Genomic DNA, 23,849 nt, shown 5'->3' with positions numbered 1-23,849 from the left:
ATTTTTATTCCATTTTTGCAGAATTCTGATATTTAGAATCAGGAAATTATTAAGAGGCATCTATGACCGCTCCGGGTAGTTACGAAGAATTGCGCAATGAATTGGCAACGCGTCATGAAGATTTGAGCAAGCGTCTCAAGCAAATTGCAGAGTATGCGCTGGATAATCCAAATGATATGGCGCTGGAAACGGTTTCCGGAATTGCTGAACGAGCATCGGTGCAACCCTCTAGCCTGATCAGGTTCGCAAAAGCTTTTGGCTATAGTGGGTTTAGCGAAATGCAACGGGTGTTTCGCACACATCTGGTTGAAAGTGGGGCGAATTACAAAGAGCGTATCCGGTCATTCGGTCGTGATGAAGAAAACCAGGAAGATACACGCAATATCGTTCTTGATGACTTTATCAATGGGGGGATTGCGGCGCTAGATAACCTTCGTGAAGTTGTCGATCCTGACAAGTTTGAAGCAGCGATCAAATATCTTGGCAAAGCAGATGTTATCTATTTAGCTGCGCAACGTCGCTCATTTCCCGTCGCGAGTTATCTTGCCTATGCCTTTGCCCAGCTGGACAAACGCTGCGTCCTCATTGACGGCAATGGCGGGATGTTTTTTGAGCAGGGGCGTTCTATCAGAAAAGGCGATGCACTGCTCGCGATTAGCTTTAAAAGCTATTCACCTGAAGTCGTTCAGTTAGTTAAAGAAACGCGTGAAAACGACATACCTGTCGTATCCATCAGTGATGGCGTGCTGAGTCCTTTGACACAAAACTCTGACGTCTGTTTGGAAGTGGAAGACATTGAAGTTCATGCCTTCCGCTCCTTAGCTGCAACAATGACCCTGGCTTTGACCTTGGTGGTGGCGCTGGGCAGGCAATTACAGGAATAATCACTTTAAGAAAATTGACGCTGATTAGTTGGTTTCGACCCAGCGGCCAAGTCTAGCTGATTCGCTGACGCCGTGGATGACGTGTTCTATTTTTTGTCCGGCTTCAAAATTTGGCCAGTTCGTTTTTTCGTCAGCGATGGCGCCTAGGAATTGAGCTGCCTCTATTATCTTTAATTCATTGAATCCAATTTGATGTCCTGCTGCAGGGCAGAATTCACCATATGGTAAATGTTCTGGTCCTGTGAGAATTCGGGTGAATCCACGGGTTGCACGATCACCTGTTGCCTGAAAAAGCTCCAGTTCGTTCATACGTTCCTGATCGAAAACAATCATGCCCTTGTCGCCATGAATTTCAATGCGAAGCATGCTTTTTCTGCCCCAGGCTACGCGACTTGAGCTTAACAGGCCGCTGATGCCACTTTTGAAACGAATGACCGCTTGGGCCATGTCTTCGTTTTCCACGGTTCCTGTCTCTCCCGTGGTACTGTTGGGGAGAGGGCGGTTCTTATGGACCGTATCGATGTCGGCGAGTACCTTGGCTATATCACCGATAAGGTAATGTGCGAGGCTTACTAAATGACAAGTGAGATCGCCGAGGGTTCCCAAACCACCATCCTCAATTTTACACCGCCATGTCCAGGGGAGTAGTGGGTCAGCCATATAGTCTTCGTCTACTTGACCTCTGAAGTGGATTACATTTCCTATCGCGCCGTCATTAATCAGCTTTTGTGCATGAATAATAGCTGGGTTGTGGACGTAATTGTAGCCGAGTTGAGTTTTGATGCCCTTTTTAGAGGCTAACTGGGCTGCAGTGGTCATGGAGGCTGCGTGATCGAGAGTTAGGCCCATCGGCTTTTCACACCAGACATGTTTGCCAGCTTGAAGAGCTTCAATAGCCATCTCTGGGTGCAGGCCGTTTGGTGTTGTTACGGAGATGACATCAACTGCTGGATTTTCGAGTAGATCGCGCCAATTGGTGGAATAATTTGCAAAGCCAAATGCTTGAGCGCAATCGCGAGCCACGGTCTCGTTTGCATCACAAAGCATCTCTAGTCGAGGTGTGGTAACGGAAGCAAACCTTGCTTTGACACTTCCCCAAGCTGTCGCATGGCACTTTCCCATGTACCCCGTGCCAATAAGGCCAACACCAATACTATCCATAACTTGATCCTTAAAAAGAGCCAGGCTCATACTCTTTATGTAAGAGTGAGCCTGGTTTCGTAACTTATATTTTGCATGGCGAGTTTATATGCTCGCCATATTATTTTTAGATTGTTCCGCCGAGCTCATCAGAGAGCAATTGGAGTTCTTTCCCTCCCGCCATGAGGTTCTGCAGAGCGTCAATTTCGATCTCATCTTTGGTGTAGGTACCAAGTGTTGCTCCCCGGTTCAGGATGGTGAAACGATCGCCTACTGCATAGGCATGCCGAACGTTGTGAGTGATGAAAATAACGCCGAGGCCTTTTTGGCGGACTTGATTGATGTACTTCAAGACCATGGAAGTCTGAGCCACGCCAAGGGCAGATGTCGGTTCGTCCAGAATAAGAACCTTCGCGCCAAAATATACGGCACGGGCAATGGCCACACACTGTCGCTCACCACCGGAAAGTGTTCCGACGGCTTGTTGAGGGTCGCGGATATCGATGCCAATTTTAAGCATTTCTTCGCGGGTGACCTTATCGGCGTGATCAAAGTCAATGTATTTGAAGGGCCCAACCCCCTTGGTTGGTTCGCGACCCATAAAGAAATTTCGGGTGATTGACATCAAGGGGATCATTGCCAGATCTTGATAAACCGTGGCAATGCCCGCATCCAGGGCTTCCCTGGGGGAGTTGAAGTCGACGGGGCTTCCTTCGACATTAAACTCACCCCCGGTTGGCTTGTGCACACCTGCCAGGGTTTTGATAAGGGTCGATTTACCGGCGCCGTTATCACCGAGAAGGCACATGACTTCGCCGGGATTGACCGTGATAGATACGCCGTTGAGGGCGATAACGAGACCGTAGTGTTTAACCAGATCGTTGACTTCAATCAATGGTGAGGCATTGCTCATTTTATCGCTCCCCCGTAACGCGTTTGCGTACAAAGTTGTTAAAGAGAACGGCGATTAGCAACATGCCGCCGAGGAAGACGAGATACCAATCCTGATCAATATTGGTGTAAGCCAGGCCAATCAGGACCATGCCAAAAATAATCGCACCAAAGAACGCGCCAATGGCCGACCCGTATCCACCTGTTAGAAGGCTTCCGCCAATGACAGCGGCGATAATCGCCTCAAATTCTTTTTGAAAACCGCGACGTGCATCTGTTGAGCCTGCATCGAGAACCGTAATGATGGCAACAAGTGCTGCTGCGCAGGCTGTAAAGATAAAGAGGATTGTCTTAACCCGGTTAACGGGTACACCTGAATTCCGAGCTGAATTGGCATCTCCACCAGCCGCAAAAATCCAGTTGCCAAACTGGGTTCTGACCAAAAGCCAGGTAGCAACGCCCGCCAAGGCGATGAACCACAAAATTTCGACAGGGACGCCTGAGACTTTTGGGAGGCCATTTTTGAAGGTATCGATCATCTCGTTTTGAGCGAGCCAGGCAAAAAGCCCTTCGAGAGCATCACCCGAGAATATTTCGGCCAGCGAGGAGCCTTCAACAGCGTCTTTAACGCCACGAAGTTGGGTCGAGCCACCAGTCGCAGCCTTGAGGCCGACGAGAGTTAATCCGCGAAGGATAAATAAAAATGCCAGTGTAACGATGAAAGAGGGAAGGCCAGTCTTTAGGACGATTTGCCCGTTTAAAGCCCCCATGGCTGCTGCGGCAGCAAAAGTGAGGATAATGGATATACCCAGAGGGAGTTCGAAAACGACGAGCGCGGTCGCAAAAATCAATCCTGCAAAGGCAACCATAGAGCCTACGGATAGATCAAACTCACCACCAATCATGAGAAGAGAGGCGGCAATAGCTAGTATGCCAAGCTGAGACGCTGGCACGAGGAAGTTCATGATCCCGGCGAGGGTGAACATGGACGATTTACCGACGATCATGAAGAAGATGGTGACAAGGATCAGTCCTGCAAGTGCGCCAAGCTCTGGGCGGCGCATCAGGCGGGTGATCAAACTTGTATGAATTATACGTTCATCCGAGGGCTTGTTCGCATCAGATGGTGTGTTAGGTGGTGCCTGATCGACTTGTTGGTCAAGGCTGGACATTTACTGTTCCTCCCGCATACGCCATGTTTCAGGCGCAGGTACAGATATTTAAAAGGGGCCGTAAAAACGGCCCCTCATTTTTCAAAGGCTTATGATTTACCGGATACCAACAGCACTTAGGTCTACGACCTGGGCTGCTTTGTCTTTGGTGATGAGGTTTGGACCAGACGGTACGTTACCACCTGGCATAAGGCCAAAACGTGCTCTTAGGGCGAGGAAGGAAACAGGCAGGTAACCCTGAAGATACTGCTGCTGATCGATCGCAAAGGCAGCTTTTCCGTCAGAGATTGCCTTGAGGAAGCCAGGTGACATATCGAAAGTGGCCACGTTTATCTTTCCGTGTTTACCAGCATCTTCGACAGCTTGAACGGATGGCTCTCCGGCTGTTGCCGCACCCAATGCGAGAATGGTGTCGATGGAATCGTCAGAATCAATGGCTGCACGTACTTTTGCGGCGATTTCTGAAGGGTCGTTCGAGGTTGGTAGAATGCTGACATTGCCACCAAATCCTTCGGTGAAGCCCGCACAACGTTGATCAAGGGACACGTTGCCAACTTCCTGATTGACGCAAACGCCTTTTTTTCCGCCGAGGTTTGCTAGCTTCTCACCAGCAGCTTTACCAGCATCAAACTCTTCTTGGCCGACATGTAGAAGGGCGCCAAATGACTTGGAGACATCAGATCCAGAATTCATGGAGATCACGGGAATGCCAGCAGCGACAGCTTTTTTGATGGAATCTCCAAGGGCATCTCCATCAGGAATGGAGACAATAAGTCCATCTGGTTCTTGGTTGACGGCCGCTTCAATCAGCTGGCTCATGGCAACCATATCGAAGGTTTCTGGCGCACGGTAGTCAACGCTTACTTTCATGTCGTCAGCAGCTTTGGTGACGCCATTTTTAACAACTGACCAAAATGGGTCGTTTGCTTGGCCATGGCTGACAACGATAATATTTATATCGTCTGCAAGTGCGGCAGAAGAAGCTGCTCCGAGGATTGCCGAGGCCATGAGAACTTTTTTAAGTGACTTAAGCATAGTGTACTCCCTGTTGGGTGAATGTACTTTGTTGGATTTTGAGCAAGTTTGATTTTGTTTTTCTTGCTCGGATACGAAATTAGGCGGCTTGTTCTGTTGATGAGTTATTTAAGAACGCAACGCTTTCTGAGAGTTGGGAAATGGTGTTTTTCCGAAACCCTTGTCCCTTGTCTGGTGAAAAGGGGTTGGGGCCAGGAGTGTTGATTTCCAGTATGATCGGGCCTTGATAACTAATGCTATCAAGAGCCCGTAGTTGGGAGGCGAAGTCGATGTGGCCGCGTCCGGGTGCCTCCCGGTTGGAATCGGCCATGTGATAAAGGCCCAAATGCTTGCCAGCATGTTGTATCGCGTCAGCAGGATCGGACTCTTCGATATTCATATGATAGCTATCGAGTAGTATCGAAAGATTGGGTTGGTTTATCTGGGTGATCAATTTTGAAGCTTCATGAGTAGTTCTGATTTGGTGAGTTTCGTATCGGTTCAAAACTTCAAATACGACATTGATATTGGCTTCTTTTGCTCGTTTGGTGATGGCATCAACTGAATTTATTAAGTTTAGATCTTCTGCTTTTTGAGATGCAATTGGTGCAATGCGCCCAACCAGACCGTGGCATGAAATAATGGGCGAACCAACCGAAGCAGCAAAATCGATAAGCCAAAAATAGGTGTCGATTCCAGCTTTTCTAACACCGTCATCCGGAGAGGATAGATCTGCATCAGGCGGTGTAAGTGAATAAATGGATAAGCCAAAATCATTAAAGACTTTGCTGGTGGCAGATGCATTGGCTCTTTCTCTGATGGGGTTGTATTCAACTCCATTCAGTCCAGCAGTTTGCCAGCCTTCTGCAATCTCTTGATCGCTTGCATTGCCGAGTATCCAGCTGCAAGCTCCAATTTTCCTATGCATTTCCTATGTCCCGTTGCCCGCATCAACGCTTAATGGAATGATGGTATTTTATTTTTAACGTATAGAATATTTATTCCATAATGGCGTGTTCGGTTAATAAGTCAAGCCTTTTGCGAGAATCGATTGTTGTGAAATATAGGATTATTGTTTGTGATAAATTTGCCTCGTAATTTGGTTGTTAAGGTGGGGTTGGTTGTTGGCGCTGTTTAAGCGCATTGGTCAGAAATAACAAAAGGCTCCAAATTTGGAGCCTTTTACGAGGGATTTCACTTTTTCCCGAGGATGAGTGGGGTGTGCCTAAATTATGTGTCGTTCTTTTTCATTTCCCTGAACTCTTTATTCAGTTTGTACTCTTCGGATGAAACGTGTTTTTCCATGCCGGCTGTGCGGCGTTCAAGGTCTTCGAATTCACGGCAAAGATCTGAAAAGTCGAAATCAACATCCTGACTGGGCTCTGGCCGAGTTGTTTGTGACGTCGTGCTTGAGGATGTCGCTCCTGAATAGGCGTATTGCGATTGATGGGCGTTGGGGTTCTTCGGTGAAGTCCAGTCCCGTACCTTTGATGCCATCTCGTTGAACTTTCCTTCAACCTTTTCCGGATTGTTGGTCCAGTAAAGGGCGATGAGAAAGACGATTAGCGTAAGTAAGAAATTCACAAATACGCCAATGATGAATCCGGCTAGAACCAATTTTCGTGGGATGTTAAATTTGTTGGCAAGTGCCTGGGTTACACGGCGGATCGGGCCATGGTGCTCCGGCGCCTTGTAGTGATGATATTTTCTTCGATGATTTTGCATTAAAATAATCCCGTCCGCTTAGTCTTGTTCGAGGACTCTTTCGAGCGTTGTGACCCGGTCTGCTAATTTTTTTGCGACCTCACGCAGCTTCAGAATTTCCTCTTTAGGAACGGCGATCATGCCGTTCCCCAAATCTTGTTTCTTGATGGATTTCCACTTTGTGACGTAGTGGAAAATGATCCATAGCGGCGCGACGATTGACAAAAAGACAACCAATGGGACGAATAAAACCACAGCGAAGCTCATTTTTTACGATCTCTTTCTTGTTTTAAAACCTGGCTTAGTCCGATTTCGAGCCGCTAAAGTACTCGCAGCCGTAAGTCTCATTATTTTTTTGACTTGGCCATTTTCGCTTTAAGCGATGCGAGCTCATCTGCGATTTCTGAATCAGCCTCAAGTTCTGAAAACTCATCGTTTAGAGATTTTTTGCGACCAAGATCATATGAATCGGCTTCGGCATCCAGTTCTGTAATTTTGCGTTCCAAGTTGTCATAACGGGCAAGTGCATCATCTACACGTCCGTCATAGGTTGTTTTGCGTAGTTTAACTCGCTTCTCCGCTGTGTTTAAACGAATTTCCATAGATTTTTTCTTGGCCTTGGCTTCGTCGAGCTTTGCCTGGAGTTTGGCAAGATCTTCGCTGGACTTGGCGAGACTTTCATCTATGAAAGATAACTCGTTTTTCAAGGCTTCAGCCTGTTCCTCGATTTTTCTTTTTGCGAGTAGGGCGCCTTTGGCGAGATCATCCCGACCTTTTGAGAGGGCGAATTCAGCCTTGCTGGCCCACTCTGCCTGGGATGCCTCTAGGCTAACGAGTTTTTTCTCGATGTCTTTTTTATCTGCAATGGCTTTAACGGAAGAAGATCTGACCTCGATCAGTGTGTCTTCCATTTCCTGTATCATCAGGCGGGCCATTTTTTCCGGGTCTTCCGCACGATCCAACAGGGAATTCACGTTGGAATTAACAATGTCGGTGAGACGGGAAAAGATGCTCATAACAATTTCCTTTCAAGGAGTAAGTAATTTCTCATTAGTTTGCATGCTGCGTGCCAAGTTGTAGTATTGTTTAAAATCAATGAGTTATGTGGTTGAGTGCGAATAAGCTGAAATTAATACGATAATAAGTGTCGATTTTCGATAGCGAATAACGATATAAATACTTATGGAAACACCTGTAAACATCATTGGCGAAGACCCCATCTTCTTGGACGTCGTCGAAAAATCCTCCCGGTTGGCTCATATTGATAAGCCTTGTCTCGTCGTTGGCGAGCGCGGAACAGGCAAGGAGCTTTTTACGTCACGCCTGCATTACCTTTCCAAGCGGTGGGATGGTCCGTTGGTTAAGATCAACTGTGCAGCTCTTACCGATAGTTTGTTGGAGAGCGAACTTTTTGGCCATGAACGCGGCGCTTTTACCGGTGCGCAGAAAACGCATATCGGGCGGTTCGAGCGAGCAGATGGGGGGACGCTTATCCTCGATGAAATTGCAACGGCGTCACAGGCTGTTCAAGAAAAGGTCTTGAGGATCATAGAGTATGGGGAATTTGAAAGGGTTGGAGGCAGCGAGACACTCAAGGTCGATGTGCGGGTCATTGGAGCAGCTAATGTCGATTTGCCAGCTCTTGCGGAAAAAGGAGAGTTTCGTGCGGATCTCCTGGATCGTCTCGCTTTTGATGTGATTACCCTACCGCCTTTGAGAGTGCGCCCAAAAGACATCTTAACATTGGCTCGACATTTTGCGATTGAGGTGACGCGAGAAGTTGGGGGTGATTTGTTTCCGGGGTTCACTGATCAAGCGCAACAGCAACTGCTTGGATATCGATGGCCTGGGAATATCCGAGAATTACGCAATGCGGTGGAGCGGACAATTTGCCGTCTGCCGTCACAGGTTAAGGCAATTGATCATATCTATATCAATCCCTTTGATAGCCCCTGGCGCTTTGGCGCTGATAAAGATGCACAGGCTGCTAAAAAGGAAACCATCTTGTCAGAGGTGAGTGAAGATTTCGCCAAAGCTGTAAGTCGTTATGAAGTGCAACTGCTGTCTGAGGCGCTGAAACGATATCACTTTAATCAAACTGATGCTGCTCAGGCGATGGGATTAAGCTATCATCAGCTAAGGCGATTGTTAAAAAAGCATGATATTTCGACGCGGTCGAATTGATGTTTATAGATGATCGTTATTGGGAGTTAGATTTCAAGGCCTAGAAATTTTATTTTCCGATGAAGTGTCGCGCGGCTAATTCCCATAGCTGCGGCTGCGGCGGACACGTTCCCATTGGTGTGGGTTAAAGCTTGAAGGATAACCCTTCTTTCCGCCAATTCGTATTCTTTGGCATGATTTACTTCTCTGCCATAAAGGTCAGATAGGAGAAGGGGCGTTTTCAAGGCGTCATCCTGTAAATTATAAATACGCCTTGCTCCTCGGGTTGCCCCGACAACGATGCCATCCTGGTTAACGGCAAGAAGTGAGGCGCCGAGTTCATTTGCAAGCCCCGCCTGTCCTTGGGGTGGGGAGGCTAAAATAATATCTGCATCGGAAAAGGTTTGCCGAAAGTGTTCTGATTCAATGTGGCGCGCAGCGTCGACGACTGACATGGAGATAACGCGGGCAAACTCGGCAGTAAGATCAGCACGACTAGAAGACACGTCTATGGCAGCGATGAGCTTACCTTCGTGATCAAAGATCGGTGCCGCGCTGCATGAAAGGCTGGTATTTTTGCTGTGAAAGTGTTGCTCTTTATGGATCGTAAGTGCCCGCTTTTCGACAATACATGTCCCTATGCCATTGGTGCCTTCACTGTCCTCACTCCAAAGCGATCCGGTCCAGAGCCCCCATTCTCGAAATGTTTTGTCATCGGCAGTGGCGCCGCGTCGATCTACGGCGACGCCATTCGCATCTGCGAGGACGACACAGCATCCAACATTGCCCACCGCAAGATACAATCTGTCCAAACTGCTTTCAGCAGTATTTATCAAAGATCCAAGCTGTTCTTGCGCGTCTTTTAGTTCCCTTGAAGACATGCGTTCTGGAGGGCGATTGTGATCGGGATGAAGTTGATGGAGGAGTTTAGAGCGCCGCCAGGATGCCGCGATAGCATGCTTGGCAGCCCCATTTGCCTCCAGAGTGCTTTCAACATGCACTGCGTGGTTCGTCGCAGATTCCATTTAGTCGCCCCAAACGTCAATAGGTCATAATTCACTCTTGGTGTGAATGAGCCTATCATTAATTTTTATTTATCTAGCCCGCCAATATAGGAGACTGAGCTGATTTTTTTCTTTGGTGCAGAGCTTTTCTCTGCTGGGTGTGCCTGTTTTCACACCTCTTGTAGGGTCAGGTTATGACAAGTAGGGGCATTGCGCAAATTTTGCAAATTCACGTTTGTGTTTTTTGGGGGGAGGGAAAGTGAAGGGTTAGATTATCGGAACGCGCCGTAAAACCTCGTCCTTCAGGGCGGGGATATAAGGCGCAACCGCGCTAGCGCGGTTTTTTGTTGGCTCGCTGCGTTTCGACATATTTGCGGATAATATCGAGCGGCGCACCACCACATGAAGCGGCAAAATAAGACGGCGACCAAAGGACACCTTTGCGATACCTACCCGTAATTTCAGGGCGAAAGCTTCGCAAACGGCGACTGGATACACCCTTGAGACTGTTGACCAGCTTAGAGAGGGATATTTTGGGCGGATAATTGATAAGCAGATGCACATGGTCGTCTTCCCCGTCACACTCGACGAGTTGCGCCTCAAAGTCGTTGCAGACCTTGGCAAAGATGTGCCGCAAGTCCTGTATAGCCAGTTCTGACAGCACATCTCTGCGGTATTTGGTAATAAATACCAAGTGTACGTGTAGCGCAAAAACACAATGTCTTCCTGTGCGATATTCATTTGAGTTGTCCATAGACCAATGGTAGAGTCGAGATATGCTAAAGGCAACCAAAGTCCGATTGTATCCCACTGTTGACCAGAGGAAGGCGTTTGCCTTTCAATTTGGCGCGATGCGGTGGGCGTATAATTTTACTTTGGGCTGGCGTAGCTCCGCTTGGAAAGAGCGCGGCGAAAGCATCAGCAAGCGCCAGACCTTGGACAAGCTCGTTGAACTGAAAGCCACGGAAGAAACAGGCTGGCTAAAGGAAGCCGATAGCCAAGCCTTGCAACAATCGGTGATGCATTTGGATGATGCCTTTAAGCGATTTTTTAGAAAACAGGGCCGCTATCCCCGCTTTAAGAGCAAACACGGCAAACAAGCCATGTCCTACCCGCAACGGGTCAAAATTGTAAATGGTGTCAGTCTGTACTTGCCCAAAGTCGGCACGGTCAAAGCAGTTCTGCACCGTGAGATTGTAGGTAAGATTAAGACCGTCACCATCTCGCGCACTCAAACAGGTAAGTACTATGCGTCAATCTTGTGTGATGATGGGCTGGAGGTTCCAGCCCTCTTAAAAACGATTGAAGCGGACGCGGTGACGGGTATTGATTTGGGCATAACGCATTTAGCGATTGCCAGCACGGGTGAAAAACAAAAGAACCCCCGTATTTTGAAACGTGCGGCGGCCAATTTGCGCCGCAAGCAAAAAACACTGTCACGAAAGAAGAAAGGGTCGGCAAACCGCAACAAGGCGCGTGTACTTGTTGCCAAGGCTCACGAAAGAACTGCCAACACGCGCAATGACTTTCAACATAAATTGTCAAAACGACTGGTTGACGAAAATCAAGCAATCTGCGTGGAGACGTTGAAAGTCAAAAACATGCTCAAGAATAGGAAGCTTGCCAAACATATCGCTGACGCGGCATGGGGCGAATTGCTCCGAAAGCTGACCTACAAAACAGCTTGGTCAGGTAAGCACCTCGTGCAAATTGACCAGTGGTTTGCATCCAGTAAGACCTGTTCTGATTGCGGCACTAAGGTTGATGCTATGCCGCTGTCGGTGCGGCAATGGACGTGCCAGACCTGCGACCAAGAGCATGACCGCGATATTAACGCTGCCATCAATATTCGGCAGCAAGGTATCCTGAAACTAAAGGCGGAAGGGCTATCCGTCTCTGCTTGTGGAGGCTCGCGTAATTCTGGCACACTGCCAGTTGCAGCCTGAGAAACAAGAAGCCTCGTCCTTTAGGGCGAGGAGTAGTCACGAATTATATTGTTTGATGTTTCCACTTATGAACCCTCCCGACCGCCAGATATCGGAACCAGACTGACAGATCCTGGATTTTCTTTAGTAAAGATCTTGATCCCTTTACGATAGGCATCTCTGGGATCTACCTGACCTGCATGGATCATTTTTGACACCCTGGTATGGATCGTCTCTCCGCCCATTTCACCAAGCCAGTATTCCTCGGCACCAATAGGGTTGTTATCACGCACATACCGGAGATATTTATTGTCAGGAATTATGTATTCCGCGACGGCGGTTTGATGTTGGTATCCATTCCACACAGCCTTGGACAGGTCATTTCCCTCGGGGCGGTGGCAATGCTCGCAACCTTTCTTGTTTCTTAAACGGACCTTGTTACTCTGAGCCAGATCCGACTTCATCCAATGTGGCAAGTTTTGAAATGCTTTCTCACCCTGGAGAGAACAGTGAGGGCAAAGCAGGGGTACGAGTGTTTGCTTCATGAGAAGGGCAATGTTACCTGGCTTGCTCAGTTTTGAAGGATGAACACCCATATCGATTAAGCGGAAAAGAATTCCGTTTGCAGAATTACAGTGAATTGTTGTCCAGACCTGGTGGCCCGTATCAACCATATCCATTACCTGACGGCCCGAATTCCCATCCCTGATTTCCGAGACCATACCGGTTGCCGGATGAACCCGGCAGAAGTGCATGAGGGCCTGACTGTAAACAGCCTCGCGTTCTTCTTCGGTCGCAGCGGTTGATACGGGAATCTGGATGGCTCCGGGGATCGAGTATTCTACAGGATCCTCGACCGTGACCATTTGAAGCTTATTGTTAAACAACTTGTTCTGCTGATTGAGTGAGACAGCAATTGTTGTGGACTTACCATCACCCGTTACCCCGGAAATGAATACGGCTCCGTTAATGGAGAGCATTATTCTCTCCAGGACTTCACAAAGCTCAGAATCAAATCCGAGTTTTTCCAGGGTAAGATTGTCCGTGGTATTTTCGTAAAACAACCGCATGACCATATGGTCACCATTGTGGCTCGGTCCTCGTTGAACGCGGAGTTTTACAATGTTTCCCGGTAATGGAAAAGCGTCAGAGGGGCTTATGGAAAAACCCTGGTTACTTGATTTTTCATATGATGTCTGTTTACTGCCCTCGTCCTTGGCAAAGAAAATCTGCTCCATAGCCTGAGTGCCTTCAGAAGAAGTCCAGGGAGTGCAAAGCTTAATTTTATTATCATTAACAAGAGCGTGAAATTTACAGGACACGCCGTCAGAGTGAATAACAAGATCACTGGCTTTAGCGTTGGCGCAGGCCTTGAGTAAATTGTAAATCCGGGACTTTAACTTGTCTGCCGGAACGTCGCTGTTAACGCTTTTATCGTAAAGAGCGGCGATATCAGAAAGATCACAAGTTACCTTGCTTTTTTCCCTTGGCAGTATCTTGGCACGCATATGGGAATGTACTTCGTTAAGGACGGTCGTATCCTTATCGTAGCCTTTGGCATAGTAATAGGTTCCGTCGCTCGTAACCGCACAAAGCTCCATGAACCTTTGGGAAAGCTTCTTGTGGGTGATGATATCGATGTCGTTCAATTGATATCTCCCTCATAAGAAATTGAGATGGGATATTCAACAGGATCCGCTGCAGGAAGCGCCCGTTGTAGAGGTTGACCCTTTTTCCGGGAAAGAAAAGAACGAAGAGTTGCCGTCTTTCCATCTCCTGTTGTCCCGAAAGGAAAACAACACCTTCTTAAGACAGAAGGCTTGATTTTGGAGAATGTCTTCAATTGAGTTCTCCAGAAAAGACATCATCGAGAGGTTTTGCTTTACGGTTGATGTAGGGAAGCGGGAAGAGGCGCTTTCCTTTTTGGAGGATTACCTTTTCGGGTTTAGCTTCAACGGTAACGATTTTCCAATCGCCCGGAAGCATATCACCACGTTTTAACAGCCAGTTTCCACGGCCGTCACTAATACCGACCGTTAAATCCGTGCCGGTGCCATACATGGTGTACCAGTTGTACTCGGAAGCCAGGGATGGAGATGGATTAGTACCGTTTAAAGCAGGAGGGGCAGGGGGAGTGCCAGTGGCTCCGGAAGAGTGGGAGCCTTGGTTATTGCCGCTATCAAAGAAAACACTTGTATTGTTGCTTAGTGCCTTACGACTGTTTGCTCCTGCCACAGGGGCTTTACCCTGTAGTTTTTGGAGCTTTTGGTCTTCTGTGATGATGGTGTTATATAAGCTGGCGCGTTCGGCACAGAGTTTCAGGACCTCGCTTTCAAGAGCCAGTAGGTCGATCAATTCACTTCCGCTGATATTCTCGCTTAAAGCTTGCTTGATTTGTTCTCTGGGGCAAGGAGTAAAACCTTCAGGATAATCAGCCTGCACGGCAGGAGTGTCCTGTATAACAGGAGCGGCTTGAGCTGATGGTGTCAACTGTACCACTATACCAACAGTAGATAATGGCAGAAGGCATGTAGCGAGAATAAGCGACTTGAATTTCATTGGTTCGGCTCCTTGAAATACGAGATTTTTTACTTGTTTTTAGAGGTTATTTTAGCCCAGGCCATTCAAGTTGTTTGGCAGCATCTTTCCATGCAATTGAATAGTAGTTGACTGCATTAGTGTCGTAGGATAATGAGAGGTTTAATTCTGTGGCTTGATGTTTCCATGTTCCTTGAAATGTTTCACCTGCAGCCCATGCAATGACATTGTTGGGAGAAGTGAATTCAAGGGTGGCAACTTTATTTTCACCAAAGGAAAGTTCTACATAACCCTGCTTTTGCAGCCAATCCGTGAAGGTGAACGCATTATGTCGGCCACCAGTAGGTTTCAACTGGATTTGGTCTCCAATATTATAAGATTGTTGAATGCCGCCTTTTTCCCACTGCATGTCCAGTGTTTCATCTGTTGCACTCAGGTGGGCTATATCTGCAATTTCAAGCTTCTCGTCAATTTTCCAGAACTCACGACCGTTCATGTTCGGGACATAATTCTTGCCGTCGCTATCAACGAGTATATTTCCATTGTTCTGGTGAAGAAAAGCGGCTGCTTCTTCTGCAGTTAAAGGAGTGATTTTCTTACCTGAAGGTGTCAGATCATAGGTTTTGTAGTTCTGTTCGTAATTAGGGGTTTTCTGTTCGTGATTGATCTTTAGACCAGCAGGGAGTTTTAAATCAGGGCATTTTTCTAGTGCCCAGGCTGGCCAAGAGTCTTGTAGGTGGCCAACGACAAGTCGTTTCCATTCTCCCTTACGTTGATACCAACGCTCAAGCACGTTAATTTTTTCGTCGTATATGGGAATAGATCTCGTACCATTGCCGTTGGTCGTGAGAAGTACACCTGAACTAAAAAAGGGTTTGGTTAGGCGCCATGTATCCCATTCTGAATGTCCTTGATATGTACGATATTTGAGGGTTTTGTCGTTTTTTGTGTCTCCATATGTACACTGAAAATCAGTCCCGTCAGGTGCTAAATATGTTGCATGGGATGTACGTCTAGCAATTTCAGATACCTCCCAAAGAGGCGTTTTTGTAACTAACACCTTTCCCGATAGGAAACTCTCAAATTGCTCAATATTATGGCTTGCCTCTGGTTTGGCCATAGCCATTTCCGAGAACCCAATAATCAGGGCTCCAGTGCATATAAATAGTTTTTTCATGTTTTGGCTCCTTAAATAATAGTATGTTTCGTTACGGGTTATGGCTTCTATCTTCCTATTCCACTTTCAACTTCCACGCTGCATCCCCATTACTGGGTCCTTCGTGATCATTGGTATCACCGTCTTGTCGGCTACGACCATCGTGGTCCGGCGTCAGTCATCACACACCATAGTACTTACCTGTTTGCGCGAGATCAATGGTGCAGAACTGCTTTGACCGTGCCGACTTTGGGCAAGTACAGACTGACACCATTTACAATTTTGACCCGTTGCGGGTAGGACATGGCTTGTTTGCCGTGCTCTTAAAGCGGGGATAGCGGCCCTGTTTTCTAAAAAATCGCTTAAAGGCATCATCCAAATGCATCACCGATTGTTGCAAGGCTTGGCTATCGGCTTCCTTTAGCCAGCCTGTTTCTTCCGTGGCTGGAGCTTGTCCAAGGTCTGGCGCTTGCTGATGCTTTCGCCGCGCTCTTTCCAAGCGGAGCTACGCCAGCCCAAAGTAAAATTATACGCCCACCGCATCGCGCCAAATTGAAAGGCAAACGCCTTCCTCTGGTCAACAGTGGGATACAATCGGACTTTGGTTGCCTTTAGCATATCTCGACTCTACCATTGGTCTATGGACAACTCAAATGAATATCGCACAGGAAGACATTGTGTTTTTGCGCTACACGTACACTTGGTATTTATTACCAAATACCGCAGAGATGTGCTGTCAGAACTGGCTATACAGGACTTGCGGCACATCTTTGCCAAGGTCTGCAACGACTTTGAGGCGCAACTCGTCGAGTGTGACGGGGAAGACGACCATGTGCATCTGCTTATCAATTATCCGCCCAAAATATCCCTCTCTAAGCTGGTCAACAGTCTCAAGGGTGTATCCAGTCGCCGTTTGCGAAGCTTTCGCCCTGAAATTACGGGTAGGTATCGCAAAGGTGTCCTTTGGTCGCCGTCTTATTTTGCCGCTTCATGTGGTGGTGCGCCGCTCGATATTATCCGCAAATATGTCGAAACGCAGCGAGCCAACAAAAAACCGCGCTAGCGCGGTTGCGCCTTATATCCCCGCCCTGAAGGACGAGGTTTTACGGCGCGTTCCGATAAATAGTTTTTTCATGTTTTGGCTCCTTAAATAATAGTATGTTTCGTTACGGGTTATGGCTTCTATCTCCACCACTTGCTGCATCCCCATTACTGGGTCCTTCGTGATCATTGGTATCACCGTCTTGTCGGCTACGACCATCGTGGTCGGCGTCAGTATCACCACCACCCTGGCCATCATGATCGCCGCCTCCGCCACTGCTTCCCCCGCCACTCCCACACGCACCTCTTGAGCTGGAGACAACTTCCCCACCGCGCCTACAGGTGCAGTGTTTAAAGCCTTCTTCCGAACTGCCTTCCCAGGTGCTGCATACAAGCGGTTGGGTACAGGTGTTTGATGTCTGTGCCCAGTTTGAATAACTGGTCGCGACAACGGGATCCTGCTTCCAGACAAAGGTTGTGGTTCTGACGGTCTTCGTCCTGCGTAGCGAAATGCTGCCCGTATAACCTGCAGGACAACTCTGACTTTTGTTCTCAGTCGTGTTGACCGTATTTACGATCGGAGCGGGAAGTTCAGCCTTAACAACCCCGTCGCGGATATCAGGGCAGTTGGAACTCTTGAATTCCGGTGCAGACATGCTTACACCATCAGCGCTCACATTCTTGGTTTGTGTCCAGTAAACCGAACCCTGCCAAGTGGTTCCTTTTTTGGTCGTATAACTACAAGAAGTCTTAAAAGTGAAATCTCTCGCATAATCGTCCTTGCAATAGTTCGTAAACTCGGCCCACGCTCCCCAAACAGGGGCACCGACGGGTTCTAGGAATTTGTTGTATTTTTGCGTTCCCTCCCGGCGCATGTAGATCCCGTTTTTACCATGTTTGCCTGCTGGGCAGGCATCGGTTCTCCGGTCAATTACTGTTTTCTCGAAAAATTGCTTCGAGAGGTCAATTACTCTCTCAATTTTAACGGGCCGTCCTGAAGGTAGTGGCGTGTCCAGCATACAAGCCGGAACTTCTAAAATTGGATCAGCATACTGAAAAGAGGATTCAATTATGTTGTCTTCCATCCACTGTAAGGGTGCCGGTGGTTGACCCGGTCCCGAAGTACCGTTTTTCCTCAAGTAAGATTCTGTCCAACCGGTTTGAATATTGCGCAGATTGTCAGGCCCAACACCCTTTGGGGCAGGGTCATCAAGATAAACCAGAAGGGTATCGTCACAATAACGCGCTTTAATACCAGGATAGATACGAGACGCATGCAGATTGTAAATTTTGTCCAGGGGAACACCGTCGGCCCAGTCATTCAAAGGTTCCGTTCCGGGATTTCTCCGGGGTTTGTCCGGATCATCCCCCATCTCTCTCTCGTAACTTGCACCCCCGATCCAGGTGGTTATTTTTTGATGAACCCAGATTATTGAGTGGGCGTAGGAAGCAAGTTGTCGCTCATGAGCCCTTTTTGCCCGATCCGCACGGTCTGCAAATGCCTGGGTACCCATCACGGACAATACGCAAACGCTAAGGAGGAGAGCTTTCTTATTCAACGTCATCTAGTTAATTCCTTGTTGAGCGAGAGTATTGCCAGGAACGGTAAGAACCTGGGCGAGACTTGCTTCTACGGCCCAGGACTGCCGCTTGTTGAAATTTCCTGATTTTGTGACGGACATTATACGAAGACCTGGCACCTGAGCAGTCCGCTTTGCCAGTTGTTCAAGGGATAGCGGTGTTGAAAAACGGACCGACCAATGGCCCGCACTTTCAGAATGGTGCAGGTCAGAAGTTATGGCACCAAACACGAGATCAACTTGTTTTCGAAAAGCAGCTTTTCCTGGTAGTTGGGTTGAATCAAAAGTTGCCTTCAGTGCTTTTACCGGGATAAAGCCAAATGCCGTATCATCCAGGACGACGCCCTTATTCCACTCGGAGAGATTCTTTTCAGCGGAACGGCGGAAGATTGCCTTATTCTTATTGGCAGCAATGCGCCATTCATAGAAAAGGGTTGGCTCTCCAAACAACGGGCTGCCGATTGAAGTGCCAATGTTCGAACTACTTGGAGAACAGGTAACTTTAGTTAGGTCCCATCCGATGAGTTCCGAAGGAGGACTTTGCAGACTGGTAAAGCAGGCTTCAAGAAGGGAAGTGGGATCCACAAAGCTGACAGTAGGTGTTATCTGGGGCTTCTCCACCACAATAACGTGCTCAGTTTGCTGGAAGAACATTGGCATAACGATTTCAGTCGCTAAATACAGGCCCCCAACAATTGCTGTAGCACCCGCTGTTAGTCCCCCCCAAAGAGGTAAGTTATTAACCCGGATGCTTTTAAACGGTAAGGGCTTGATGCTTTTCCGCTGTTGTGGGGAGTAGGCTTCCTCGGTAATGATATCCGATAAAGAGAAGGGCTCTACCTGTGCATCAGAAAGCTCTGGCTCCACAAGCAGGTCCTTGGCGGTATCACTTATAAAAATGTTTTGCCATTCAGTGTTGAGTTCTGTTTTAAAGGCTGCGAGAGCCGATACAGGATCCGGATAGAAAGCATCGCCATTTGGCAGGAGCACGCCGTCCTTAGCCTGTACGATCAAATATGAACCCAGGCAATCTGTCTCTGATTTCTCTGAAGCAGTCTCGCTTGCGAGTATAACCAGTAAAGTACCAGCCTTGTCTGAGAAAAAGTCAGCCACCAGTGTTGCAGCAGGAACCAGATTATCAAGATCGTGGTGTTCTTGCGTTACATACCCTATCTGGTCTTGATACCGGACAGAGGATGAAGCCTCCATGGCCCGGCCGTTTTCAATCAAATAAGCGAGGGACGGTTTACTTGGACCCTTGTATACCCATTCAAGGCCGCAAGCATACTTTTCACCACCCAACACAATTTGATTAGCGGGAGTTGCGTCAAGATTTTGTGACACTTCACTCGTACCAGGTGATGTTGATGTCTCTTGGTTGAAAAATGACATTATCAGATCCTAAAGCAAGTCAGCTTTGTATTCAGTGACACCTTGTGGCGGGTCAATTTCGGCGGACAGAAGAATAACCTGCTGATTTCTCGAAATGTCAGCATCCTGATTGCCACCGAGGAGCCAGTTATCCGCATTGCCGAGACCTGAACGATCGCCATTGGTTTTGTTATCAGTTGTTCCGGAAATGATAAGGGTGTCACCAGAGCGGATCAGTCGTTCAATTCTGATTGCGTTGCTTGATTCTTCAGGAAACTGGAGAGTTGTGCCGTCTGAAGTGAACTCACGTAGTTCAAGTAGGTCCTGCAGTCCAATATTCATGCGTACCCGAACCTGGTCATCGTTTACGATACGAGGCAGGAAGGAGATGAAGTAGCCACTATCAACGGAGCCGATCGTAAAGCTGCGGGAAACCACGCCATCGATGGTGTCTGTTTCTGCTGATTTAAGATAAGCACGGCGGACAAAGCGTTGCAGGGGAACGGGCTGTCCATTCAGAGCTGCGACCGTTCCGTTAAGATCCCGGCTAATGGTCCCGAGAGAATTAAGGGCCTTGATTGTGGCATTAACAGAGTTTGTTGTTGTGCCTGATGGAAGAGGGCGAACCGTTCCTATCAGATTTGATGTTCCGCCGGATACAAATTGCAGACTTTGTTTCCCAAGGATATCTTTAAGCAGGAAATCCAGGTCAAAGTTATAATCCGCTGAGCGGGTGCGCTGTAGATCAAGAATTCGAACCGATAGGGTTACCGAGCGCAGGATTTTTTTGTTCAGGTGTTGTAGGAAGTTCGCAACGGTTTTGATATCTGCGGGTATCCCCTTAACGGTGATGGTTCCACTGGTTGGGGATGCCTTGACCTTTGTTTTAGCACTCACCAGTTCCTTGGCTTGTGTTTCTACTTCATTAAAGAGATCAATTACATAGGTTGATGAGATTTTTTGGCTTGCTAGGGAGTTGCTGCCGTCCGTTTCTGCAGAAGAAGACAGGCTTGTTGTAAAGGTGTCATCGCCAGCAAGCGCGTCGATCGTGAAAACGGAGGCTCCATATCTTATAATGGAAATGCTGTCGCCGTCATAGGACCAGTCATAGCCATAGAAGCTTGTCCACTGATCGAGCAGGGAATCAAGAGGTCCCTGCCAGATGATCTTATCGCTACTGGCGGATGAAATATAACTAACCGGTGTAAAGGTTTTAGCTTTTTTCTCATCACCTTCAGTGTCCTGTTGCCCTTTAAGCTTTACAGATATTCCTGTGGCTGCCGAGATCCTGTTGGCAATCTCGTTGATATCCAGAGCTTCTTCAAAGGGAATAGCAATGCCATTGCCTGTTCTGAATTGTTCGGGGAGGGCAGTACCCTTTGGTAGGGATAACTTTTTAAGTCCTAACCAGGGGCGATCCTTTACATGCACCGCTTGAGGCTTTTGAACCACAACTTCCGGTAAAACTATGGATGCACCAGACGATTCTATCGTGTGCAGTTTTAAATCATAGTCTTTGTCGGCGATACGGGCTTCTTCAGAAACGAGGCAACCGCTAAGCCCCAAAGCCAAGGATAGGCTTGCTATAGCTGTGATAATTTTAGAATCATTAAAGGACATTTGTGATCCCCCGAACAGATAAACTCAAAAAAAAATAAACAAATGGTTGCGAATCTTTCCCATAAGATGGAATAATGCCAATCTAATCAACAATCGGTTGTGTGGTTGGGTGCCAAAATGCTTCCTGTAACCAGACGCACAAGCCAAACTGTATAAAATTTTAGGGAAATTTAAGGTAAACTGTCATACACTGTATTCACTACTTGAAAGTATTCACTACTTGAAAAACTGTCGTGAAAAATATAGTATTAATAACAGTTAACACTTTTAGGTGAATAAATACTAATTCTGGGTCATCATGCTCCTTCTTTGCGGTTGGTGCGTGCTGTGGAGGGTGTGACGGGGCAGGATCCGCCAAAGATACAAGCCCCGTTACCCGACCTCTCTAAGGAGAGAACAGCTTACTTATCACAACTGACAATATAAATTTCCCTATACAAGGGCAATAGTTTTTTTCATTTGCGCCCCCTCTGCAATTCAACACTTCCCCTAACATGTTGATAACTCTTCGCAATTAGAAATTGTTTCAAATGAAATATTTTTTATAACGTTATAAATTCCATTGAATTCATTCACGATCATGTGAGGTAATCGTGATATCTTGAGCGTAGAACTGATAGTGAATTCATATATTTTTCCAACAGAAACAAGTCTAACTCTTTTTATCATCCTCAAGACGTTGTAAGTTTCCTTTTTTTGTCCATCCGGTAAGGAAAGGTCTGGTGCATGGCATATTGTCTGCGTCTCTTTGAAGAGGGCGCGGTAAGCGTCATGCGATTTCAAATCTTGATACTTAACGATGGTGTGTTGTAAGATATGGTTCATACTTCGAAATCCAATACGGAATTTTCTTACGTGGATGCCATACTTTACAACTTTGTAGAAGAAGCCCTTAGCTCTACATTCCGGGCAAAAGCTCTGGCAATTATCGGAACGCGCCGTAAAACCTCGTCCTTCAGGGCGGGGATATAAGGCGCAACCGCGCTAGCGCGGTTTTTTGTTGGCTCGCTGCGTTTCGACATATTTGCGGATAATATCGAGCGGCGCACCACCACATGAAGCGGCAAAATAAGACGGCGACCAAAGGACACCTTTGCGATACCTACCCGTAATTTCAGGGCGAAAGCTTCGCAAACGGCGACTGGATACACCCTTGAGACTGTTGACCAGCTTAGAGAGGGATATTTTGGGCGGATAATTGATAAGCAGATGCACATGGTCGTCTTCCCCGTCACACTCGACGAGTTGCGCCTCAAAGTCGTTGCAGACCTTGGCAAAGATGTGCCGCAAGTCCTGTATAGCCAGTTCTGACAGCACATCTCTGCGGTATTTGGTAATAAATACCAAGTGTACGTGTAGCGCAAAAACACAATGTCTTCCTGTGCGATATTCATTTGAGTTGTCCATAGACCAATGGTAGAGTCGAGATATGCTAAAGGCAACCAAAGTCCGATTGTATCCCACTGTTGACCAGAGGAAGGCGTTTGCCTTTCAATTTGGCGCGATGCGGTGGGCGTATAATTTTACTTTGGGCTGGCGTAGCTCCGCTTGGAAAGAGCGCGGCGAAAGCATCAGCAAGCGCCAGACCTTGGACAAGCTCGTTGAACTGAAAGCCACGGAAGAAACAGGCTGGCTAAAGGAAGCCGATAGCCAAGCCTTGCAACAATCGGTGATGCATTTGGATGATGCCTTTAAGCGATTTTTTAGAAAACAGGGCCGCTATCCCCGCTTTAAGAGCAAACACGGCAAACAAGCCATGTCCTACCCGCAACGGGTCAAAATTGTAAATGGTGTCAGTCTGTACTTGCCCAAAGTCGGCACGGTCAAAGCAGTTCTGCACCGTGAGATTGTAGGTAAGATTAAGACCGTCACCATCTCGCGCACTCAAACAGGTAAGTACTATGCGTCAATCTTGTGTGATGATGGGCTGGAGGTTCCAGCCCTCTTAAAAACGATTGAAGCGGACGCGGTGACGGGTATTGATTTGGGCATAACGCATTTAGCGATTGCCAGCACGGGTGAAAAACAAAAGAACCCCCGTATTTTGAAACGTGCGGCGGCCAATTTGCGCCGCAAGCAAAAAACACTGTCACGAAAGAAGAAAGGGTCGGCAAACCGCAACAAGGCGCGTGTACTTGTTGCCAAGGCTCACGAAAGAACTGCCAACACGCGCAATGACTTTCAACATAAATTGTCAAAACGACTGGTTGACGAAAATCAAGCAATCTGCGTGGAGACGTTGAAAGTCAAAAACATGCTCAAGAATAGGAAGCTTGCCAAACATATCGCTGACGCGGCATGGGGCGAATTGCTCCGAAAGCTGACCTACAAAACAGCTTGGTCAGGTAAGCACCTCGTGCAAATTGACCAGTGGTTTGCATCCAGTAAGACCTGTTCTGATTGCGGCACTAAGGTTGATGCTATGCCGCTGTCGGTGCGGCAATGGACGTGCCAGACCTGCGACCAAGAGCATGACCGCGATATTAACGCTGCCATCAATATTCGGCAGCAAGGTATCCTGAAACTAAAGGCGGAAGGGCTATCCGTCTCTGCTTGTGGAGGCTCGCGTAATTCTGGCACACTGCCAGTTGCAGCCTGAGAAACAAGAAGCCTCGTCCTTTAGGGCGAGGAGTAGTCACTCCAGAT

The 23,849-nt window shown here is 47.6% G+C and carries 23 protein-coding genes; 5 read left to right on the top strand and 18 right to left on the bottom strand.

The features are described from left to right. Window positions 1-62: 62 nt before the first annotated feature. Window positions 63-884, top strand: coding sequence for a MurR/RpiR family transcriptional regulator (locus ACOGW3_RS27735; RefSeq protein ID WP_419905879.1), 822 nt, complete (start codon window positions 63-65; stop codon window positions 882-884). Window positions 885-908: 24 nt separating this feature from the next. On the opposite strand, the gene ACOGW3_RS27730 is transcribed toward ACOGW3_RS27735, so the two are convergent. From ACOGW3_RS27730 to pspA, 8 genes are all read right to left on the bottom strand, one after another. Beyond that, window positions 909-2,045 carry a Gfo/Idh/MocA family protein gene (locus tag ACOGW3_RS27730; protein ID WP_419905878.1) on the bottom strand — a complete coding sequence of 379 codons (1,137 nt, stop codon included), beginning with the start codon at window positions 2,043-2,045 and terminating at the stop codon, window positions 909-911. A gap of 106 nt (window positions 2,046-2,151) precedes the next feature. Next, complete coding sequence (locus ACOGW3_RS27725; protein WP_419905877.1) at window positions 2,152-2,937, bottom strand: ATP-binding cassette domain-containing protein; 786 nt, start codon at window positions 2,935-2,937, stop codon at window positions 2,152-2,154. A 1-nt stretch (window position 2,938) separates the two neighbouring features. After that, on the bottom strand, window positions 2,939-4,087 hold the full coding sequence (locus ACOGW3_RS27720) for an ABC transporter permease (RefSeq protein ID WP_419905876.1): 1,149 nt from the start codon (window positions 4,085-4,087) through the stop codon (window positions 2,939-2,941). A 96-nt stretch (window positions 4,088-4,183) separates the two neighbouring features. Next, window positions 4,184-5,122: a sugar ABC transporter substrate-binding protein gene (locus ACOGW3_RS27715; protein WP_419905875.1), complete on the bottom strand. Its 939-nt coding sequence runs from the start codon at window positions 5,120-5,122 to the stop codon at window positions 4,184-4,186. Between the two features lie 79 nt (window positions 5,123-5,201). Beyond that, window positions 5,202-6,029 carry a sugar phosphate isomerase/epimerase family protein gene (locus ACOGW3_RS27710; protein ID WP_419905874.1) on the bottom strand — a complete coding sequence of 276 codons (828 nt, stop codon included), beginning with the start codon at window positions 6,027-6,029 and terminating at the stop codon, window positions 5,202-5,204. A 302-nt stretch (window positions 6,030-6,331) separates the two neighbouring features. Further along, entirely contained in the window at window positions 6,332-6,826 is a 495-nt protein-coding gene (locus ACOGW3_RS27705) for a hypothetical protein (RefSeq protein WP_419905873.1), read from the bottom strand. 18 nt (window positions 6,827-6,844) lie between these two features. Then, on the bottom strand, window positions 6,845-7,072 hold the full coding sequence (locus ACOGW3_RS27700; protein ID WP_419905872.1) for an envelope stress response membrane protein PspB: 228 nt from the start codon (window positions 7,070-7,072) through the stop codon (window positions 6,845-6,847). 80 nt (window positions 7,073-7,152) lie between these two features. Then, window positions 7,153-7,821: a phage shock protein PspA gene (pspA, locus tag ACOGW3_RS27695; RefSeq protein ID WP_419905871.1), complete on the bottom strand. Its 669-nt coding sequence runs from the start codon at window positions 7,819-7,821 to the stop codon at window positions 7,153-7,155. A 166-nt stretch (window positions 7,822-7,987) separates the two neighbouring features. On the opposite strand from pspA, the gene pspF reads away from it, so the two are divergent. After that, window positions 7,988-8,989, top strand: a complete 1,002-nt coding sequence (pspF, locus tag ACOGW3_RS27690; RefSeq protein ID WP_419905870.1) for a phage shock protein operon transcriptional activator — start codon at window positions 7,988-7,990, stop codon at window positions 8,987-8,989. Window positions 8,990-9,015: 26 nt separating this feature from the next. Here pspF and ACOGW3_RS27685 read toward each other — a convergent pair whose 3' ends face one another. Further along, entirely contained in the window at window positions 9,016-9,993 is a 978-nt protein-coding gene (locus ACOGW3_RS27685; RefSeq protein ID WP_419905869.1) for a helix-turn-helix domain-containing protein, read from the bottom strand. A gap of 310 nt (window positions 9,994-10,303) precedes the next feature. Beyond that, window positions 10,304-10,726 (bottom strand): IS200/IS605 family transposase, encoded by a 423-nt coding sequence (gene tnpA / locus ACOGW3_RS27680; RefSeq protein ID WP_419901409.1) that lies wholly within the window; start codon window positions 10,724-10,726, stop codon window positions 10,304-10,306. Window positions 10,727-10,748: 22 nt separating this feature from the next. Here tnpA (ACOGW3_RS27680) and ACOGW3_RS27675 point away from each other — a divergent pair, with 22 nt between their 5' ends. Continuing rightward, the gene (locus ACOGW3_RS27675) at window positions 10,749-11,918 is read left to right on the top strand and encodes an RNA-guided endonuclease TnpB family protein (RefSeq protein ID WP_419901410.1); all 1,170 of its coding nucleotides are present in this window, start codon (window positions 10,749-10,751) and stop codon (window positions 11,916-11,918) included. Between the two features lie 65 nt (window positions 11,919-11,983). On the opposite strand, the gene ACOGW3_RS27670 is transcribed toward ACOGW3_RS27675, so the two are convergent. From ACOGW3_RS27670 to ACOGW3_RS27655, 4 genes are all read right to left on the bottom strand, one after another. Further along, window positions 11,984-13,546 (bottom strand): ATPase, T2SS/T4P/T4SS family, encoded by a 1,563-nt coding sequence (locus ACOGW3_RS27670; protein WP_419905868.1) that lies wholly within the window; start codon window positions 13,544-13,546, stop codon window positions 11,984-11,986. Between the two features lie 190 nt (window positions 13,547-13,736). Further along, a complete protein-coding gene (locus ACOGW3_RS27665; RefSeq protein WP_419905867.1) occupies window positions 13,737-14,456 on the bottom strand; it encodes a hypothetical protein in 720 nt (239 codons plus the stop codon). Between the two features lie 46 nt (window positions 14,457-14,502). Then, window positions 14,503-15,612 (bottom strand): hypothetical protein, encoded by a 1,110-nt coding sequence (locus tag ACOGW3_RS27660; protein ID WP_419905866.1) that lies wholly within the window; start codon window positions 15,610-15,612, stop codon window positions 14,503-14,505. A 399-nt stretch (window positions 15,613-16,011) separates the two neighbouring features. Then, window positions 16,012-16,209: a helix-turn-helix domain-containing protein gene (locus ACOGW3_RS27655; RefSeq protein WP_419905865.1), complete on the bottom strand. Its 198-nt coding sequence runs from the start codon at window positions 16,207-16,209 to the stop codon at window positions 16,012-16,014. Between the two features lie 22 nt (window positions 16,210-16,231). Here ACOGW3_RS27655 and tnpA (ACOGW3_RS27650) point away from each other — a divergent pair, with 22 nt between their 5' ends. Further along, entirely contained in the window at window positions 16,232-16,654 is a 423-nt protein-coding gene (gene tnpA / locus ACOGW3_RS27650; protein WP_419901409.1) for an IS200/IS605 family transposase, read from the top strand. Between the two features lie 103 nt (window positions 16,655-16,757). Here the strand turns inward: tnpA (ACOGW3_RS27650) and ACOGW3_RS27645 are convergent, their stop codons facing one another. The 4 genes from ACOGW3_RS27645 to tnpA (ACOGW3_RS27630) all read right to left on the bottom strand — a co-directional run bounded on the left by ACOGW3_RS27645 (window position 16,758) and on the right by tnpA (ACOGW3_RS27630) (window position 22,610). Continuing rightward, a complete protein-coding gene (locus ACOGW3_RS27645; RefSeq protein ID WP_419905864.1) occupies window positions 16,758-18,197 on the bottom strand; it encodes a hypothetical protein in 1,440 nt (479 codons plus the stop codon). Continuing rightward, a complete protein-coding gene (locus ACOGW3_RS27640) occupies window positions 18,198-19,604 on the bottom strand; it encodes a hypothetical protein (RefSeq protein WP_419905863.1) in 1,407 nt (468 codons plus the stop codon). It lies immediately after the preceding gene. A gap of 9 nt (window positions 19,605-19,613) precedes the next feature. After that, a complete protein-coding gene (locus ACOGW3_RS27635; protein ID WP_419905862.1) occupies window positions 19,614-21,203 on the bottom strand; it encodes a hypothetical protein in 1,590 nt (529 codons plus the stop codon). 984 nt (window positions 21,204-22,187) lie between these two features. Further along, window positions 22,188-22,610, bottom strand: coding sequence for an IS200/IS605 family transposase (gene tnpA / locus ACOGW3_RS27630; protein WP_419901409.1), 423 nt, complete (start codon window positions 22,608-22,610; stop codon window positions 22,188-22,190). Between the two features lie 22 nt (window positions 22,611-22,632). On the opposite strand from tnpA (ACOGW3_RS27630), the gene ACOGW3_RS27625 reads away from it, so the two are divergent. Further along, on the top strand, window positions 22,633-23,802 hold the full coding sequence (locus ACOGW3_RS27625; RefSeq protein WP_419901410.1) for an RNA-guided endonuclease TnpB family protein: 1,170 nt from the start codon (window positions 22,633-22,635) through the stop codon (window positions 23,800-23,802). Window positions 23,803-23,849: the final 47 nt, after the last annotated feature.

The organism is Kiloniella sp. (assembly GCF_965205715.1).
In the GTDB taxonomy this organism is placed as follows: domain Bacteria; phylum Pseudomonadota; class Alphaproteobacteria; order Kiloniellales; family Kiloniellaceae; genus Kiloniella.
This window is presented reverse-complemented; position numbering and strand designations above follow the sequence as displayed.